We start from the raw sequence: 16049 nt of genomic DNA, 5'->3' as shown, positions 1-16049 counted from the left end.
GACCATAGAGCGTTGGAACCACCTGATCCCATCCCGAACTCAGCAGTGAAACGATGCATCGCCGATGGTAGTGTGGGGTTTCCCCATGTGAGAGTAGGTCATCGTCAAGATTAAATTCCGAAACCCCTATCTGCGTATGCAGGTAGGGGTTTTGTTTTTGCGCCTCTGTACACCTCAAACGCTGTTCCCTGTAGGAGCGAGCCTGCTCAGGGCACCGCGTTACCCCAGACAACCCGCGTCATCATTGACGACCTTCGCGAGCGAGCTCGCTCCTACAAATGCTAAAGTCGTCCCTCGAATTTGTTTTCCAAGGAAGCCTTTATGCCGGACGCGACGTCCCTCAGCGCTGGATTCATGGTGGTTCATGGCAACCGCCTGGACGAGTTGCGCAGCCTGGTGGTCAGTTGGATGCGGCGCTACCCGCTGGCTCCCCTGGAGAATGAAATCGCGTTGGTGCAAAGCAATGGCATTGCCCAATGGCTGAAGCTGGCACTGGCGGAAGACTCTGAAGAAGACGACATGGGAGGCTGCGGCATCGCCGCGGCCATCGACGTGCAGTTGCCCGGCAGCTTCATGTGGCAGCTCTATCGCATGGTCCTCGGTCGCGATGAAATTCCGGTCAAGTCCCTGCTCGATAAAGCCCCGCTGACCTGGCGCCTGATGCGCCTGTTGCCGCAGTTGATCAACCAACCGCACTTCGAGCCGCTGCAGCGTTTCCTGACCCATGACACCGACCTGCGCAAACGCTATCAATTGGCTGAGCGCCTGGCGGACCTGTTCGACCAGTACCAGGTCTATCGGGCTGACTGGCTCGAAGACTGGGCAGACGGTCGGCATCAAACAAGAAACGGCAGGGGCGAAGCCAAACCCCTGGCTCCGGCCAATTGCTGGCAGGCGGAGTTATGGCGCGCACTCTTGCTGGATGTGGGAGAAGAAGGCATGGCGCAAAGCCGTGCCGGTGTCCATCAGCGATTTGTCGAGCGCATCAGTCACCTCGAAACAGCCCCCAAGGGATTGCCCCCACGAGTGATCGTTTTCGGGATTTCTTCCCTGCCTGCCCAAGCCCTGGAAGCACTGGCGGGACTGGCACGATTCAGCCAGGTCCTGCTGTGCGTACACAACCCGTGTCGTCACCATTGGGCGGACATCGTCGCCGATAAAGACCTGTTGCGGCATCAATACAAGCGTCAGGCGCGTAAAAGCGGCATGCCCGTAGTGATCGATCCGCAAACCCTGCACCAGCATGCTCACCCGCTGCTGGCCGCATGGGGTAAGCAGGGGCGGGACTATATCAACCTGCTCGACAGTTATGACGATCCCCACAGCTATCGCTCGGCGTTTCGCGACGGTCGCATCGACCTGTTCAGTGATGGCCAGCCATTGAATGTGCTCAACCAGTTGCAGGATGACATCCTCGAGTTGCGTCCCCTCAACGAGACTCGGGAGCGTTGGCCGGCTATCGATTTGCATAAGGACGAGTCGATCCGTTTTCACATTGCCCATAGCGCCCAGCGAGAAGTCGAGATCCTCCACGATCAACTGCTCGCACGCTTCAGCGCCGACCCGCAATTGCGACCCCGCGATATCATCGTGATGGTCCCGGACATCGATAGCTACGCCCCGCATATTCGTGCCGTGTTTGGTCAGCTTGATCGCCAGGATCCGCGCTTCGTTCCGTTTACCCTGGCTGACCAGGGCCAGCGCGGTCGTGATCCACTGCTGATTGCGGTCGAGCACCTGCTCAAGCTGCCTGACAGCCGATTCCCCGTCAGTGAAATCCTCGATCTGCTGGACGTCCCGGCACTGCGCGCCCGCTTTGGTGTCGAGGAACGTGACCTGCCGACGCTGCACCGCTGGATCGAGGGCGCCGGCATTCGCTGGGGCATGAATGCCGAACAGCGTGCCGGGCTCGGGCTGCCCAATGAACTGGAACAAAACAGCTGGCGTTTCGGTTTGCGGCGGATGTTGCTCGGGTATGCCGTTGGCAGCGCCGATTCTTATGAGGGTATCGAGCCCTACGACGAAATCGGTGGCCTGGACGCTGCGCTCATTGGTCCGTTGGTTGCGTTGCTGGACGCGCTGGAAGTGGCTCACCACGAACTCTCTCAGCCTGCATTGCCGGGGCAATGGGGGGGGCGCTTGCAGGCTTTGGTGCAGTTGTTCTTCCTTGCCGGTAACGAACACGATGACTACTTGTTGGCCCAGCTCGAAGAGTTGCGCGAGACCTGGCTCGAGACCTGTGAGTCAGTCGGGTTGCAGGACGAATTGCCGCTGACCGTCGTCCGTGAAGCCTGGCTCGCAGGGTTGGATCAGGGCCGTTTGTCCCAACGCTTTCTGGCCGGTGCGGTCAACTTCTGCACCTTGATGCCCATGCGCGCTATCCCGTTCAAACTGGTCTGCCTGCTGGGCATGAATGACGGCGATTATCCGCGCGCACAGCCGCCGCTGGATTTCGACCTGATGGGCAGTGATTACCGCCCGGGTGATCGCTCCCGGCGCGAAGATGACCGTTACCTGCTACTGGAAGCCTTGCTGTCGGCACGGGACCAGCTCTACATCAGTTGGGTGGGCCGTAGCATCCGCGATAACAGCGAGAGGCCCGCGTCGGTGCTGATCGGCCAGTTACGCGACCACTTGGCCAGCGGTTGGCGATTGCTGCAAGGTGACGAGGACCTGTTGGAAGCCATGACCCGGGAACACCCGTTGCAACCCTTCAGTGCCCGCTATTTTCACGAAGGGGATGAGTCGTTCAGCTACGCCAGCGAATGGCAGGTCCTTCATCAAGCGGCAGAGCAACAGGCAACAGCCGAAGTGCTTGAGCCTCACATTCAGGACGAACCCCTGAGTCTCGGTCAACTGCAGGATTTCCTGCGCAATCCGGTACGGCATTTTTTCAGCCAGCGACTGAAGGTTTTCTTCGAGGCGGCTGAAGTACCGCTGGCCGATGAAGAACCTTTTGTCCTGGATGCATTGCAGCGTTACGGCTTCAGCGACCGTTTACTCGAAGCGGCGCTGGCGGATCCGGGAAATTCCGCACAGGCACTGGAGGATCAGGCGAAACGCTTGCAGAACAGCGGGCTGCTGCCCATGGCCGGATTCGGTGAGTGCCTGCAGCGTGAATTGATCGAGCCATTGCCTGATTTGTTGCAGCGTCACCAACAGCTCCTGGCTTTGTGGCCAACACCGCTCAGCAGCGCCTTGCCCGTGAGTCTTGAACTGCAAGGCCTGCACATCGAGGGCTGGCTCAGCGGCCTGCATCAGCGCGCCGATGGTGGATTGCTGTCTATCACGACGATCCCCAACAGCATCGGCTCGATCAAGTCGCGCAAATGGCATCGACTGACACGTCCTTGGCTCACTCATCTGGTGGCTTGTGCCAGTGGCATGGCGTTGACCACCGCACTGGTAGCCAGCGACGACAGTCTGTTGCTCGGACCGATGGACGAGTCCACGGCGCAGAAAATTCTCGGTGACCTGTTGATGGCCTGGCAATCGGGTATGCGCCAGCCTCTGCCGATCGCGGTCAAGACAGCCTTTGCGTGGCTGGGGCAAACCGACCCGGTCAAGGCCGAGGCCGCTGCGCGCAAGGCCTATGAAGGTGATGGGCAAACGACTGATGGAGAGCGTCGCGAAAGCCCGGCACTCGCCCGCCAATTCGCCGATTACGATGCCTTGGTCGCCGATGAGACGTTCCCCGATTGGTGTGATGCGCTCTATCGCCCGCTTCTTGAAGCACCCTGGCGTTCACTGTCCAGCGAGGAGTCGCGTTGATGAGCACGAAGACACCGCTGGCCCTGGCCTTCCCGCTGCGCGGCAGCCAGTTGATCGAAGCGAGCGCCGGGACCGGCAAGACGTTCACTATTTCTGCGTTGTACTTGCGTCTGGTGCTTGGTAACGGCGGGGAGGACAGTGGTTTCGGGCGTGAGCTGTTGCCGCCGCAAATCCTCGTCGTGACCTTCACCGACGCCGCTACCAAAGAGCTGCGTGAACGCATTCGCACGCGGCTCGCCGAGGCTGCTCGATTTTTCCGCGATGAAACACCGGCCCCGGACAGCCTGATTGCCGAGTTGCGTGAGCAGTATTTGCCCGAGCAATGGCCCGGGTGCGCAAACCGCCTGGATATCGCCGCCCAGTGGATGGACGAGGCGGCGGTGTCGACCATCCACAGCTGGTGCCAGCGCATGTTGCGCGAGCACGCATTCGACAGCGGCAGCCTGTTTACCCAGACCCTGGAAACCGATCACAGCGACTTGCTGGGCGAAGTCCTGCGCGATTACTGGCGGCTGTTCTGCTACCCGATGCAAGGTGATGCCTTGAATTGGGTGCGCAGCAATTGGGGTGGACCGGCGGCATTGCTGCCGCGAATTCGTGCGCTGTTCTCCAGCGAGCGCGATTCGCTTGAAGGGCAAGAACCTGCCGAAGTGATCTCGCAATGCCTGCAAGAGCGACGGGTTGCCCTGATCGAGCTCAAGAAACCCTGGTTGCAGTGGGCGGATGAGTTGCTCGCCATCTGTCATCAGGGCGTTGCGGGCAAGAGTGTCGACGGCCGCAAGATGCAGGCTCGCTATTTCGAGCCCTGGTTCGAGAAGATCAAGACCTGGGCCGAAGACGAATCCCTTGAGCAACTGGATATCGGCACCGGTTTCACGCGCCTGACCCCGGACGGCATGGCCGAAGCCTGGAAGGGCGAAGCGCCTCGACATCCGGGGCTCGAAGCGATGGCCGGCCTCAAGGCCTGTCTCGATGGCTTGCCAACGCCCGATGCTGCCGTACTGCAACATGCTGCCCGCTGGGTTGGGGCTCGATTCGAGGAAGAGAAACGCCGCCGTGCGGAAATGGGCTTCGACGACATGTTGCTGCGCCTTGATGCGGCCCTGCAGTCCGATGGCGGCGAGCGCCTGGCCACCCTGATTCGTGAACAGTTTCCGGTCGCCCTGATCGATGAGTTCCAGGACACCGACCCGGTGCAGTACCGGATCTTCGAGAGCATCTACCGGATTGAAGAGAACAGCCCCGAGTGCGGCCTGTTCCTGATCGGCGACCCGAAGCAAGCGATCTACGCTTTTCGCGGCGCTGACATCCACACCTACCTGCGCGCCCGCCAGGCCACCGTCGGCCGGCTGCACACCCTGGGCACCAACTTCCGTTCAAGCCACGGCATGGTCAACGCGGTGAACCATGTGTTCGAGCGCGCCGAAGCCCGGGAGTCCGGACGTGGCGCTTTCCTCTTTCGGCAGAAGAATGGCGACAACCCGGTTCCGTTCACGCCGGTTGCCTCACAGGGCCGCAAAGAAGTCTTGCGCATCAATGATCAGGCAGTCCCGGCCTTGAACATCTGGCACTTGCCGGCCGAACAACCATTGTCCGGCGCCGTGTACCGGCAACAACTGGCGGCTGCCTGCGCCAGTGAAATCACTGCATTGCTCAATGGCGGGCAGCAGGGGCAAGCGGGGTTCACCCAGGACGGCAAAGCCTTCAGGGGCCTGCTGCCGGCGGACATCGCCATCCTGGTGCGCGACGGTAAGGAAGCGCAGGCGGTTCGTGCGCAATTGGCCGCCCGTGGCGTGCGCAGTGTTTACCTGTCGGACAAGGACTCGGTGTTCGCCGCCCAGGAGGCGCATGACGTGCTGACCTGGCTCAAGGCCTGCGCCGAGCCGGACGTCGAGCGACCGCTGCGGGCCGCGTTGGCCTGCATCACATTGAACCTTTCGCTGACCGAGCTGGAGCGGTTGAATCAGGACGAGTTGGCCTGGGAATCTCGGGTCATGCAGTTCCGTGGCTATCGCGAAATCTGGCGCAAGCAGGGCGTACTGCCGATGCTGCGGCGCTTGCTGCACGACTTCCGTCTGCCCCAGGCACTGATCGCCCGCAGTGATGGCGAGCGCGTGTTGACCAACCTTCTGCACCTGTCCGAGTTGCTGCAGCAGGCGGCCGCGGAACTCGATGGCGAGCAAGCGCTGATCCGGCATTTATCCGAGCATCTGGCGTTGTCCGGGCAGGCCGGCGAAGAGCAGATCCTGCGTCTGGAAAGCGATGAGCAATTGGTCAAGGTCGTGACCATTCACAAGTCCAAAGGCCTTGAGTACCCCTTGGTGTTCCTGCCGTTCATTTGTTCGGCGAAACCGGTGGATGGCAGCCGCCTGCCGCTGCATTACCACGATGAATCCGGCCATGCCCAGGTCACGTTGAAGCCGACAGCGGAGTTGATTGCCCTGGCCGATGATGAGCGTCTGGCCGAGGATCTGCGCTTGCTCTATGTCGCCCTGACCCGGGCGCAGCATGCCTGCTGGCTGGGGGTGGCTGATCTCAAGCGCGGCAACAACAATGGCTCGGTGCTGCATCTGTCGGCATTGGGTTATCTGCTGGGCGGCGGTGCGCCGTTGGCCGAGTCCCCGGCGTTGCAACTTTGGTTGCGCGACCTGCAACAGGACTGTCCGGCACTGGCGTATGCGCAGATGCCTGAAGCAACAGCAGAGCATTACCAGCCACCACAAAACGACGCGGTGTTGCTGCCTCCGTTGACCCCGAAACGCAAGGCCAGTGAAAACTGGTGGATCGCTTCCTACAGCGCGCTGCGCATTGGCGACACCCTGAGTGTCGGCACGGACGAGGCGCCGGAGAGCCCGCAGGCGCAAAAACTGTTCGATGACGAACGCCTCGACCCGCAGGCCTCCAGGGAAGTGGTCGCCGGTGGCGGCGATATCCATCGCTTCCCGCGTGGGCCGAACCCCGGCACCTTCCTCCATGGCTTGCTCGAATGGGCGGGAGGCGAGGGGTTTGCTGCGGCACCACAAGAGGTGATCGACGCCATTGCCCGTCGCTGCAATCGTCGAGGTTGGGAGGGCTGGATCACTACCTTGAGTGACTGGCTGCAGCATCTGCTCATGTTGCCGTTGCAACTGGGTGGCGGTCAGGCTCCGGTGATATTCGGCCAGTTGACGCAGTACCAGGTCGAGATGGAGTTCTGGTTCGCCAGCCACAAGGTCGATGTGCTCAAGCTCGATGCGCTGGTGTGCCAATACACCCATAACGGCGTGGCCCGGGTGGCCGCGGAGCCGGTGTTGCTCAACGGCATGTTCAAGGGTTTCATCGACCTGACGTTCGAGCATGGCGGCCGCTATTACGTGGCCGACTACAAATCCAACTGGCTCGGTGTCGATGATGCGGCCTACACCGCGCAGGCCATGGAACAGTCGATTCTCGACAACCGTTATGACCTGCAATACGTGTTGTACCTGTTGGCCCTGCATCGCCAACTCAAGGCGCGGCTCGCCGATTACGACTATGACCGGCATGTCGGCGGTGCCTTGTACCTGTTTTTGCGCGGTACGCGCGCGGCCAGCCAGGGTGTGTTTTTCGCCCGGCCGCCAAGAGAGCTGATCGAACGTCTGGATAGGCTGTTCCAGGGCAAGCCAGAGCCCAAGGCCGAGCCCGCCTGGGAACAGGGAGTACTGTTATGAATCGCACATTCGCCGATTTGTTGCCCACATCGCTGGCAGCAGAAAGCCTGGCCGATCTGACGCCGCTGAGTCGTGCCGACGACTTGCTGTTGTTGCTTACGCGTTGGGTCGAGCGCGGCTGGTTGCGCGCGCTGGACAAAGCCTTTGTCGCGTTCCTGCATGAACTGGCTCCGGAGGATGATCCGCTGGTGTTGCTGGCAGCCGCACTGACCAGCCACCAATTGGGCCACGGGCATGTCTGCCTCGACCTGTTCGAGACGCTGAAAGAACCGGATTTCGCCCTGTCGTTGCCACCCGAAGGTGACGTGCAAGGTGGTGCAATGCTGCTGCCCTCGCAATTACTCGGATCGCTGGACGGTGCTCATTGGTGCAAGGTGCTGGCCGCCAGCAACCTGGTCGCACTGGCCGCTGACAGTCGTGACAACGTGCGCGACCGGCCTTTGGTGTTATCGGGCAAGCGCCTGTACCTGCGCCGCTATTGGGCCTACGAGCGGCGGATCGACCTTTCGTTGCGCGAACGTCTGACGGAGCACGAATCCACGCCGAACGACTTGCTCGGGCGCCTCACCGGTTTGTTTGGCCCTGCCCGCCCCGGTGAAGTGATCGACTGGCAGAAGCTCGCCTGTGCCCTGGCAACCCGCAGCGCCTTCAGCATCGTCACGGGCGGGCCGGGAACCGGCAAGACCACCACCGTCGTGCGCCTGCTGGCGTTGCTCCAGGCGCCGGCGGTCGAGGCTGGCATGCCCCTGCGCATTCGCCTCGCCGCGCCTACCGGCAAGGCCGCGGCGCGCCTGACGGAATCCATCAGCCAGCAAGTCCGCACCTTGAAGGTCAGCGAAGAAATACGCGAGAAGATCCCGTCCGACGTCACCACCGTTCACCGCCTGCTCGGCAGCCGGCCCGGGACTCGGCATTTCCGCCACCACGCGGGCAATCGCCTGCCGCTGGATGTGTTGGTGGTGGACGAAGCCTCGATGATCGACCTGGAGATGATGGCCAACCTGCTCGACGCCTTGCCGGCCCATGCGCGCCTCGTGTTGTTGGGTGACAAGGATCAACTGGCTTCGGTAGAGGCCGGTGCGGTACTCGGTGATCTGTGTCGCGACGCGGAGGCAGGCTGGTACAGCCCGCAGACACGCCAGTGGCTGGAAGCCGTCAGTGGCGAAAACCTGCAGGCCAGCGGCTTGCAGGAGGACGCGCAGGGCACTCATCCATTGGCCCAACAGGTGGTGATGTTGCGCCATTCCCGACGATTCGGTGAAGGCAGCGGCATTGGCCAACTGGCTCGCTGGGTCAACCAGCAGCAACCCGAAGAAGCCCGCAAGTTGTTGTCGGCGCGCAGCCATGCCGATGTGTATTGCCTGTCCCTCAAGGGCGAGCAGGATCGGGCCCTGGAGCGCTTGCTGCTCGACGGCCATGGTGAGGGTCCGCAGGGTTATCGACATTACCTGGGCGTGTTGCGCAATCAGCGGCCGCCCCTGGACAGCCCGCTGGAAGATTCGCGCTGGATTGATTGGGCCAGGCAAGTGTTGCAGGCCTTCGACGCGTTCCAGTTGTTATGCGCCGTGCGCAAGGGACCTTGGGGTGTGGAGGGTTTGAACCAGCGAGTGACGGAGGCTTTGCTCAGGGCACGCCTGATCGACAGCGACCAGCAGTGGTATGAGGGTCGCCCTGTCTTGATGACCCGCAACGATTACGGGCTGGGTTTGATGAACGGCGATATCGGCATTACCCTCAAGCTTCCGGAACAGGAAGGGCCTGAGACTGGAAAGCAGGTTCTGCGAGTGGCGTTCCCACGCAATGATGGCCAGGGTGGTGTGCGATTTGTCCTGCCCAGCCGCCTGAATGATGTCGAAACCGTGTACGCCATGACCGTGCATAAATCCCAGGGCTCGGAGTTCGCGCATACCGCGTTGATTCTTCCTGACGCCTTGAATCCGGTGCTCACCAAGGAGCTGATCTACACCGGAATTACCCGGGCCAAGGACTGGTTCACCTTGATCGAGTCCCGTGCGGGCGTGTTTGAAGAGGCGGTGAAACGCCGGGTCAAACGCTTGAGCGGGCTGATGCTGGAGCTAAAGGAAGGCAGCGAGTCGACAGGCTGAAAGGTCAGTCATCGGCAAACAGCATCTCCCGGCTTTCTCCCATCAGCAGGCCCTGATTCTGCTCGGTGACCTGGCGGATGTAATCCCACAGCAGGGTGATCCGCTTCAACTTGCGCAGATCCTCGCGGCAGTACATCCAGAACTGGCGGGTGATGTTGATTTCCTGCGGCAACACCGGCAGCAGGCGCGGGTCCTGGGTGGCGAGGAAGCAAGGCAGGATCGCCAGCGAGCGTCCTTGCTGCGCGGCTACGAACTGCGCGATCACGCTGGTGCTGCGCAGGTTGGCGCTGGCGCCGGGCAATACGTTGGCCAGGTACAGCAGCTCCGAGCTGAACGCCAGGTCGTCGACGTAGCTGATAAATGAATGCTTGGCCAAATCGGCTGGTTTGCGGATCGGCGGATGGTTGTCCAGGTATTCCTGGGTCGCGTACAGCTGCAACCGGTAGTCGCACAGTTTGCAGCAGACGTACGGGCCATGCTCCGGGCGCTCCAGGGCGATGACGATGTCGGCTTCGCGCTTGGACAGGCTGATGAAGTGCGGCAGCGGCAGGATGTCCACCGAGATCGCCGGGTAGGTGTCGACGAAGTGGCTCAGCTGCGGCGTGATGAAAAAGCTGCCGAAGCCTTCGGTGCAACCCATGCGCACATGACCGGACAGTGCCACGCCGGAGCCGGAAACCTGCTCGCACGCCATGTGCAAGGTACTTTCGATCGACTCGGCATACCCCATCAACCGCTGGCCTTCGGCGGTCAGGACAAAGCCGTTGGTCCGGGATTTCTCGAACAGCAACGTGCCCAGCGCCGTTTCCAGGGAGCTGATGCGCCGCGACACCGTTGTGTAGTCCACCGCCAGGCGCTTGGCCGCGGTGCTGGCTTTGCGGGTGCGGGCGACTTCAAGGAAAAACTTGAGGTCATCCCAGTTCAATGAGCCGAGGGAGGTGATGTTTTTTTGCATGTTGGACCGGTTTTTATGTGCGTTCTTATCAGAAGTTTGCACATCTATACTCCAAAAACAGCCCGACAACCAATTCGCGGCACACAGCTCATCTCAGGGCGACTATCTCGCCCTGACTCCCAAGATAAAAATAAAGTCTGGAGACCCACATGAACGCATCGCTCACGCCCAATGACACCCCCAACGAAACAAAAACAAGTGTGCAGAAGGTCAAACTGTTGATCGATGGCCAGTGGGTCGAATCCAAGTCCACCGAATGGCACGACATCATCAACCCGGCAACTCAACAAGTGCTGGCCAAAGTGCCGTTTGCCACCGCCGAAGAAGTCGACGCCGCCATCAGCGCCGCGCATCGTGCCTTCCAGACCTGGAAACTGACCCCGATCGGTGCGCGCATGCGCATCATGCTCAAGCTCCAGGCGCTGATCCGCGAACACTCCAAGCGCATCGCCGTGGTCCTGAGCGCCGAGCAGGGCAAGACCATTGCCGACGCCGAGGGCGATATTTTCCGTGGCCTGGAAGTGGTCGAGCACGCCTGCTCCATCGGCAGCCTGCAAATGGGCGAGTTCGCTGAAAACGTTGCCGGCGGCGTCGACACCTACACCCTGCGCCAGCCGATCGGCGTGTGCGCCGGCATTACCCCGTTCAACTTCCCGGCGATGATTCCGCTGTGGATGTTCCCGATGGCCATCGCCTGCGGCAACACCTTCGTGCTCAAGCCGTCCGAACAGGACCCGATGTCGACCATGCTCCTGGTGGAGCTGGCGATCGAGGCGGGCATTCCGGCTGGCGTGCTCAACGTCGTGCACGGCGGCAAGGACGTGGTGGACGGGCTCTGCACCCACAAGGACATCAAGGCGGTTTCCTTCGTCGGTTCGACCGCCGTCGGTACCCACGTTTATGACCTGGCGGGTAAACACGGTAAGCGCGTGCAATCGATGATGGGCGCCAAGAACCACGCTGTGGTGCTGCCGGACGCCAATCGCGAGCAAGCGCTGAATGCGCTGGTGGGTGCCGGTTTCGGTGCCGCCGGTCAACGCTGCATGGCCACCTCGGTGGTGGTGCTGGTGGGCGCGGCCAAACAATGGCTGCCGGACTTGAAAGCGCTGGCGCAGAAACTCACCGTGAATGCCGGTAGCGAGCCGGGTACCGATGTTGGGCCGGTAATCTCGAAGAAGGCCAAGGCGCGGATTCTCGATCTGATCGAAAGCGGTATCAAGGAAGGCGCCAAGCTGGAGCTCGACGGTCGCGAAATCACGGTTCCCGGTTACGAGAAGGGCAACTTTGTCGGCCCGACCCTGTTCTCCGGCGTGACCACCGACATGCAGATCTACACCCAGGAAATCTTCGGTCCGGTGCTGGTGGTGCTGGAAGTCGCCACCCTTGATGAGGCCATCGCCCTGGTCAACGCCAACCCGTTCGGCAACGGCACGGGCCTGTTCACCCAGAGCGGCGCGGCGGCACGTAAATTCCAGAGCGAAATCGATGTTGGCCAGGTCGGCATCAACATCCCGATCCCGGTGCCGGTCCCGTTCTTCAGCTTCACCGGTTCGCGCGGCTCCAAGCTCGGCGACCTCGGCCCGTATGGCAAGCAAGTGGTGCAGTTCTACACTCAGACCAAGACCGTCACCAGCCGCTGGTTCGATGACGACAGCGTCAACGACGGTGTGAACACCACCATCAACCTGCGATAAGGAGCCGGACATGAAAATCGCTTTTATCGGTCTCGGCAACATGGGCGCGCCGATGGCGCGCAATCTGATCAAGGCCGGCCATGCGCTGCGCCTGGTCGACCTGAACAAAACTGTGCTGGCGGAACTGGAGCAACTGGGCGGCAGCATCAGCGCATCGGCCCGTGAAGCGGCAGAAGGTGCCGAACTGGTCATCACCATGCTGCCTGCCGCTGTGCATGTGCGCAGTGTGTGGCTGGGTGAAGACGGCGTACTCGCCGGTATCGGCAAAGGTGTTCCGGCCGTGGATTGCAGCACCATCGATCCGCAGACCGCGCGGGACGTGGCCGCCGCCGCTGCCAAACAGGGCGTGACCATGGCCGATGCGCCGGTCTCTGGCGGCACCGGTGGTGCAGCCGCCGGAACGCTGACCTTCATGGTCGGCGCCACGCCTGAACTGTTCGCCACCCTGCAACCGGTACTGGCGCAAATGGGCCGCAACATCGTCCATTGTGGTGAGGTCGGCACCGGGCAAATCGCTAAAATCTGCAACAACCTGCTGCTGGGGATTTCCATGGTCGGCGTCAGCGAAGCCATGGCGCTGGGCGATGCCCTGGGCATCGACACCAAGGTGCTGGCGGGCATCATCAACAGCTCCACCGGGCGTTGCTGGAGTTCGGAGATGTACAACCCGTGGCCGGGCATCGTTGAAACGGCGCCCGCGTCACGCGGTTACACCGGTGGTTTCGGTGCCGAACTGATGCTCAAGGATCTGGGGCTGGCCACTGAAGCAGCGCGTCAGGCGCACCAGCCGGTGGTACTCGGCGCGGTGGCCCAGCAGTTGTATCAGGCGATGAGTTTGCGTGGGGAGGGTGGGCAGGACTTCTCGGCGATCATCAATGGCTATCGCAAGCCGCAGTAAAGCGATTCATTGAATGTGGTGAGGGCTGTTGTGGCGAGGGGGCTTGTCGGAACGCCGCACCGCCCCGTTGGTTCGCGAAGCGGACCCAAGTCCGCTCAGTGCGGTGTTTCAGGTGAATCGCGGTTGCTGATGATACGACTGCTTCGCAGCCGAACGGGGGCAAGCCCCCTCACCACACAAGCTCGCTCCCACAGGGGACTGTATGTACCCAAAGATATTTACCGGGAGATCACGTCGGGTGATCCCCCGGTTTTTTTGTATCAGGCAAACACAAAATATTTGCGCACGGTTTCCACCACTTCCCAGGTGCCTTTCATCCCCGGCTCAACGACAAAAATGTCACCGGCACGCAGGTGGATCGGTGCCATGCCTTCCGGGGTGATGACGCAGTAGCCTTCCTGGAAATGGCAGTACTCCCACTTCACGTATTCCACGTACCACTTGCCCGGCGTGCAGATCCAGGTGCCCATGATCTTGCTGCCGTCTTCGCTGGTGTAGGCGTTGAGGTTGACGGTGTGCGGGTCGCCTTCGAGTTTTTCCCATTTGCAGGCGTCGAGTACAGGCAGCGGGTGGGTGTCGCGCAGAACGGTAATCGGTGCGGTCATGATGACTCCGGGCAGTGGGCTCAAGAACTGAAGTCGCACCCTATAGCGCCTGTCCGTGGGTCAGTTGTCTGTGCTCGACACTGAGCTGTCCAGAAACGCACGGCCCTCAAGGATTGCTCAGTGGGCAGTCGAGCCTGGATTGTTCGAGGCTGTTCTCGAACTCGACCAATTGCGAGTGCTGTTGCGACAGCGCCGCTATTCGATCGCCGATTTCCTGTTTTTTGCTGGCGATGACCTGATGTGCCCGTTCCCATGGCAACTGCGGGCCCTGATGTCCGGCGAAGACTGAGTGCAATTCCTTGAGCCTGAAACCCAGCTGCTGCGCACATTTGATGAAAATCAGCAGGTCAATGCTGTGCTGGTCATAGATGCGGTACTTGCCCTGACGTCGAGCGGCAGGCAGCAGGCCAATCGACTCGTAGTGACGGATGCTTTTGACAGTGGTTCCGGAACGTTGCGCGGCTTGACCGATGTACATGGGAAGGTCCTTTTCTCCGAGGATAAAGCTCGCTGCATTATCGACCGACTCAAGTGCTGGCGATAGCTTCGGCTTGGTGTAACCAGGAAGCATGCCGGTCTGCGCTGGCGCCGAGAATGGGGCCGAAGGTGAGGGTTCGGGTTGGCTGGATGCCACAGAATTCCAGCGTGGTTTTACGGACCTGGTGCAGACCGGGCATGCGGTAGATCCAGCGGTAGTACCAGGGCGGCGTGTCCATGGTCACCAGCAGGTGGGCGGTTCGGCCGCGCAGGAGTTTGTCGGGGAAGGCTTTGCCCTGGCGATACTTGAAGGCAAAACCGGGCAGGAACACCCGGTCGAAAAAGCCCTTGAGCAAGGCCGGTACGCCACCCCACCAGATCGGATAAACCAGTGCCAGCTGTTCGGCCCAGAGGATATCGGCCTGGGCGCTAAGCAAGTCGGCTTCCAGTGGCTGGACCTGCTGATAGCCTTCGCGCAGCACTGGATCAAAATCCATGCTGCCGAGAAACAACTGCCGCACCTCATGCCCGGCGCGCATTGCCGACTGTGTGTAGCGCTCGGCAAGGGCGGCGCAGAAGCTGTTGCTGGACGGATGCCCGAGGATCACCAGTATTCGTTTGCCCATCATCGCGGTCCTTGAGGATCAAACCTCAAGGATAAAGTCTGCCCCTCAGGGGAGAGTCAAGGCATGCAGCAGGGCCTTGGCATAGCTGGGTAGTGCGGCGAAGTCCCGTGCGCAGAGCAACAGTTTGCGCTGGCCCCAGGGTTCTTGCAGGGCGAAGCTCTTGAAGGACAATGCAGCTGATCCGCGTTCGACTGCGGCCAGCGGTACGATTGCCAGTCCCGCCCCACGGGCGACCATGCGCATCACGCCATCGAAGCCGTCGGCGCGGATGCGAATCTGCATGCGCAGGCCGGCGTGCAGCGCCTGTTCTTCGAGATAAACCGCCAATGCGCTGTTGGCATTCAGGCCGACGTAGTCGTGCTGCAGCGTGTCGGTGAAGCTCACCGAGGTCGCCTGTGCCAGGGGATGTTCGCGGGGCATGATCAGCACCAGCGGATCATCGCGGAATGGGTGGGTCTGCAAGTCATCGGTGTCCACCGCGTCGGAAACGATGCCGAGGTCCGCCGCGCCCTGGCGCAAGGCGTGGGTGATGCGGGTGCTGGGCAGTTCCTGCAGGTCGATGTCGAGGTTGGGCTGGCTGTGCAGGAAGTCTGCGAGCAACTCCGGCAGGTACTCGGTGATCGCCGTGGTATTGCACAGCAGCCGCACCTGGCCTTTGACGCCCTTGGCATATTCGGCCAGTTCCTGTTGCAGGCGTTCGGCCTGTTGCAGCAGAACCCGGGCGTGGCGGGCCAGGGCATTGCCGGCTGGTGTCGGGCTGACTCCGCGGCGATTGCGCTGGAGAAACTCGACGCCCAGCGACGCCTCCATGGCGCGAATTCGCGCACTGGCCGCCGCGAGGGACAAATGACTGCGTGCGGCGCCGGCGGTGATGTTGCCGGCGTCGAGAATGTTCAGGTACAGGCGCAGGTCGGTCAGGTCGAAGTGCATGGTCATTCCCGGGGTTTTTTGCTGTCTGGGCGGGTGCCTTCGCGAGCAAGCCCGCTCCCACAATGGTTATGTGTTGTTCACAAATCCCCTGTGGGAGCGGGCTTGCTCGGGTAGAAACCGGAGACATCCTTTACGTTTTAAACCGGAGACATCGTTTACAGGTATGAAATACGGTCAGGAGGTGCCTGACCATGCCCTGGAATCGAGAGTCCCCAATGGATCAACGAATCAAACTCATAGGCGACTGGCTGCAAGGCAGCTACTCCAAAAGCGAGCTGGCCCGTCACTACGGGCTCAGC

Annotated in this window: 10 protein-coding genes, 1 rRNA gene and 1 pseudogene; 7 read left to right on the top strand and 5 right to left on the bottom strand. The window is 61.3% G+C overall.

Annotation, left to right across the window (positions count from 1 at the left end):
* The 4 genes from rrf to recD form a co-directional block, all read left to right on the top strand.
* Positions 1 to 110, top strand: a 5S ribosomal RNA gene (rrf, locus tag KGA88_RS29480); the annotation flags it as partial.
* 211 nt (positions 111 to 321) lie between these two features.
* Positions 322 to 3771 carry an exodeoxyribonuclease V subunit gamma gene (gene recC / locus KGA88_RS29475; protein ID WP_223596150.1) on the top strand — a complete coding sequence of 1150 codons (3450 nt, stop codon included), beginning with the start codon at positions 322 to 324 and terminating at the stop codon, positions 3769 to 3771.
* Complete coding sequence (recB, locus tag KGA88_RS29470) at positions 3771 to 7460, top strand: exodeoxyribonuclease V subunit beta (RefSeq protein ID WP_223596148.1); 3690 nt, start codon at positions 3771 to 3773, stop codon at positions 7458 to 7460. Before recC ends, recB begins: the two co-directional genes overlap by 1 nt.
* Complete coding sequence (gene recD, locus KGA88_RS29465) at positions 7457 to 9565, top strand: exodeoxyribonuclease V subunit alpha (protein ID WP_223596146.1); 2109 nt, start codon at positions 7457 to 7459, stop codon at positions 9563 to 9565. Before recB ends, recD begins: the two co-directional genes overlap by 4 nt.
* A 4-nt stretch (positions 9566 to 9569) precedes the next feature.
* On the opposite strand, the gene KGA88_RS29460 is transcribed toward recD, so the two are convergent.
* On the bottom strand, positions 9570 to 10520 hold the full coding sequence (locus tag KGA88_RS29460) for a LysR family transcriptional regulator (protein ID WP_223596153.1): 951 nt from the start codon (positions 10518 to 10520) through the stop codon (positions 9570 to 9572).
* Positions 10521 to 10669: 149 nt separating this feature from the next.
* Between KGA88_RS29460 and KGA88_RS29455 the strand changes: the two genes are divergently transcribed.
* Positions 10670 to 12214 carry a CoA-acylating methylmalonate-semialdehyde dehydrogenase gene (locus KGA88_RS29455; protein WP_110661820.1) on the top strand — a complete coding sequence of 515 codons (1545 nt, stop codon included), beginning with the start codon at positions 10670 to 10672 and terminating at the stop codon, positions 12212 to 12214.
* A gap of 10 nt (positions 12215 to 12224) precedes the next feature.
* Positions 12225 to 13112: a 3-hydroxyisobutyrate dehydrogenase gene (gene mmsB, locus KGA88_RS29450; RefSeq protein WP_110661821.1), complete on the top strand. Its 888-nt coding sequence runs from the start codon at positions 12225 to 12227 to the stop codon at positions 13110 to 13112.
* Between the two features lie 260 nt (positions 13113 to 13372).
* Here the strand turns inward: mmsB and KGA88_RS29445 are convergent, their stop codons facing one another.
* The 4 genes from KGA88_RS29445 to KGA88_RS29430 form a co-directional block, all read right to left on the bottom strand.
* Complete coding sequence (locus KGA88_RS29445) at positions 13373 to 13717, bottom strand: cupin domain-containing protein (RefSeq protein WP_028624747.1); 345 nt, start codon at positions 13715 to 13717, stop codon at positions 13373 to 13375.
* A 106-nt stretch (positions 13718 to 13823) separates the two neighbouring features.
* Positions 13824 to 14195, bottom strand: coding sequence for a MerR family transcriptional regulator (locus KGA88_RS29440; RefSeq protein WP_110661822.1), 372 nt, complete (start codon positions 14193 to 14195; stop codon positions 13824 to 13826).
* Positions 14196 to 14244: 49 nt separating this feature from the next.
* Entirely contained in the window at positions 14245 to 14823 is a 579-nt protein-coding gene (locus KGA88_RS29435; RefSeq protein ID WP_223596144.1) for an NAD(P)H-dependent oxidoreductase, read from the bottom strand.
* Between the two features lie 42 nt (positions 14824 to 14865).
* The gene (locus KGA88_RS29430) at positions 14866 to 15750 is read right to left on the bottom strand and encodes a LysR substrate-binding domain-containing protein (protein WP_223596142.1); all 885 of its coding nucleotides are present in this window, start codon (positions 15748 to 15750) and stop codon (positions 14866 to 14868) included.
* Between the two features lie 191 nt (positions 15751 to 15941).
* Between KGA88_RS29430 and KGA88_RS31890 the strand changes: the two are divergent.
* Positions 15942 to 16049: pseudogene (locus KGA88_RS31890) on the top strand (IS481 family transposase); the annotation flags it as partial.

It is taken from the genome of Pseudomonas sp. A-R-19, assembly GCF_019956575.1.
In the GTDB taxonomy this organism is placed as follows: domain Bacteria; phylum Pseudomonadota; class Gammaproteobacteria; order Pseudomonadales; family Pseudomonadaceae; genus Aquipseudomonas.
This window is presented reverse-complemented; position numbering and strand designations above follow the sequence as displayed.

Excerpts from the sequence above, each read along its gene's own strand:
- KGA88_RS29445 (WP_028624747.1), bottom strand. The coding sequence starts at position 13,717 with ATGACCGCACCGATTACCGTTCTGCGCGACACCCACCCGCTGCCTGTA.
- mmsB (WP_110661821.1), top strand. The coding sequence starts at position 12,225 with ATGAAAATCGCTTTTATCGGTCTCGGCAACATGGGCGCGCCGATGGCG.
- KGA88_RS29455 (WP_110661820.1), top strand. The coding sequence starts at position 10,670 with ATGAACGCATCGCTCACGCCCAATGACACCCCCAACGAAACAAAAACA.
- KGA88_RS29460 (WP_223596153.1), bottom strand. The coding sequence starts at position 10,520 with ATGCAAAAAAACATCACCTCCCTCGGCTCATTGAACTGGGATGACCTC.
- KGA88_RS29435 (WP_223596144.1), bottom strand. The coding sequence starts at position 14,823 with ATGATGGGCAAACGAATACTGGTGATCCTCGGGCATCCGTCCAGCAAC.
- KGA88_RS29430 (WP_223596142.1), bottom strand. The coding sequence starts at position 15,750 with ATGCACTTCGACCTGACCGACCTGCGCCTGTACCTGAACATTCTCGAC.
- recB (WP_223596148.1), top strand. The coding sequence starts at position 3,771 with ATGAGCACGAAGACACCGCTGGCCCTGGCCTTCCCGCTGCGCGGCAGC.
- recC (WP_223596150.1), top strand. The coding sequence starts at position 322 with ATGCCGGACGCGACGTCCCTCAGCGCTGGATTCATGGTGGTTCATGGC.
- recD (WP_223596146.1), top strand. The coding sequence starts at position 7,457 with ATGAATCGCACATTCGCCGATTTGTTGCCCACATCGCTGGCAGCAGAA.
- KGA88_RS29440 (WP_110661822.1), bottom strand. The coding sequence starts at position 14,195 with ATGTACATCGGTCAAGCCGCGCAACGTTCCGGAACCACTGTCAAAAGC.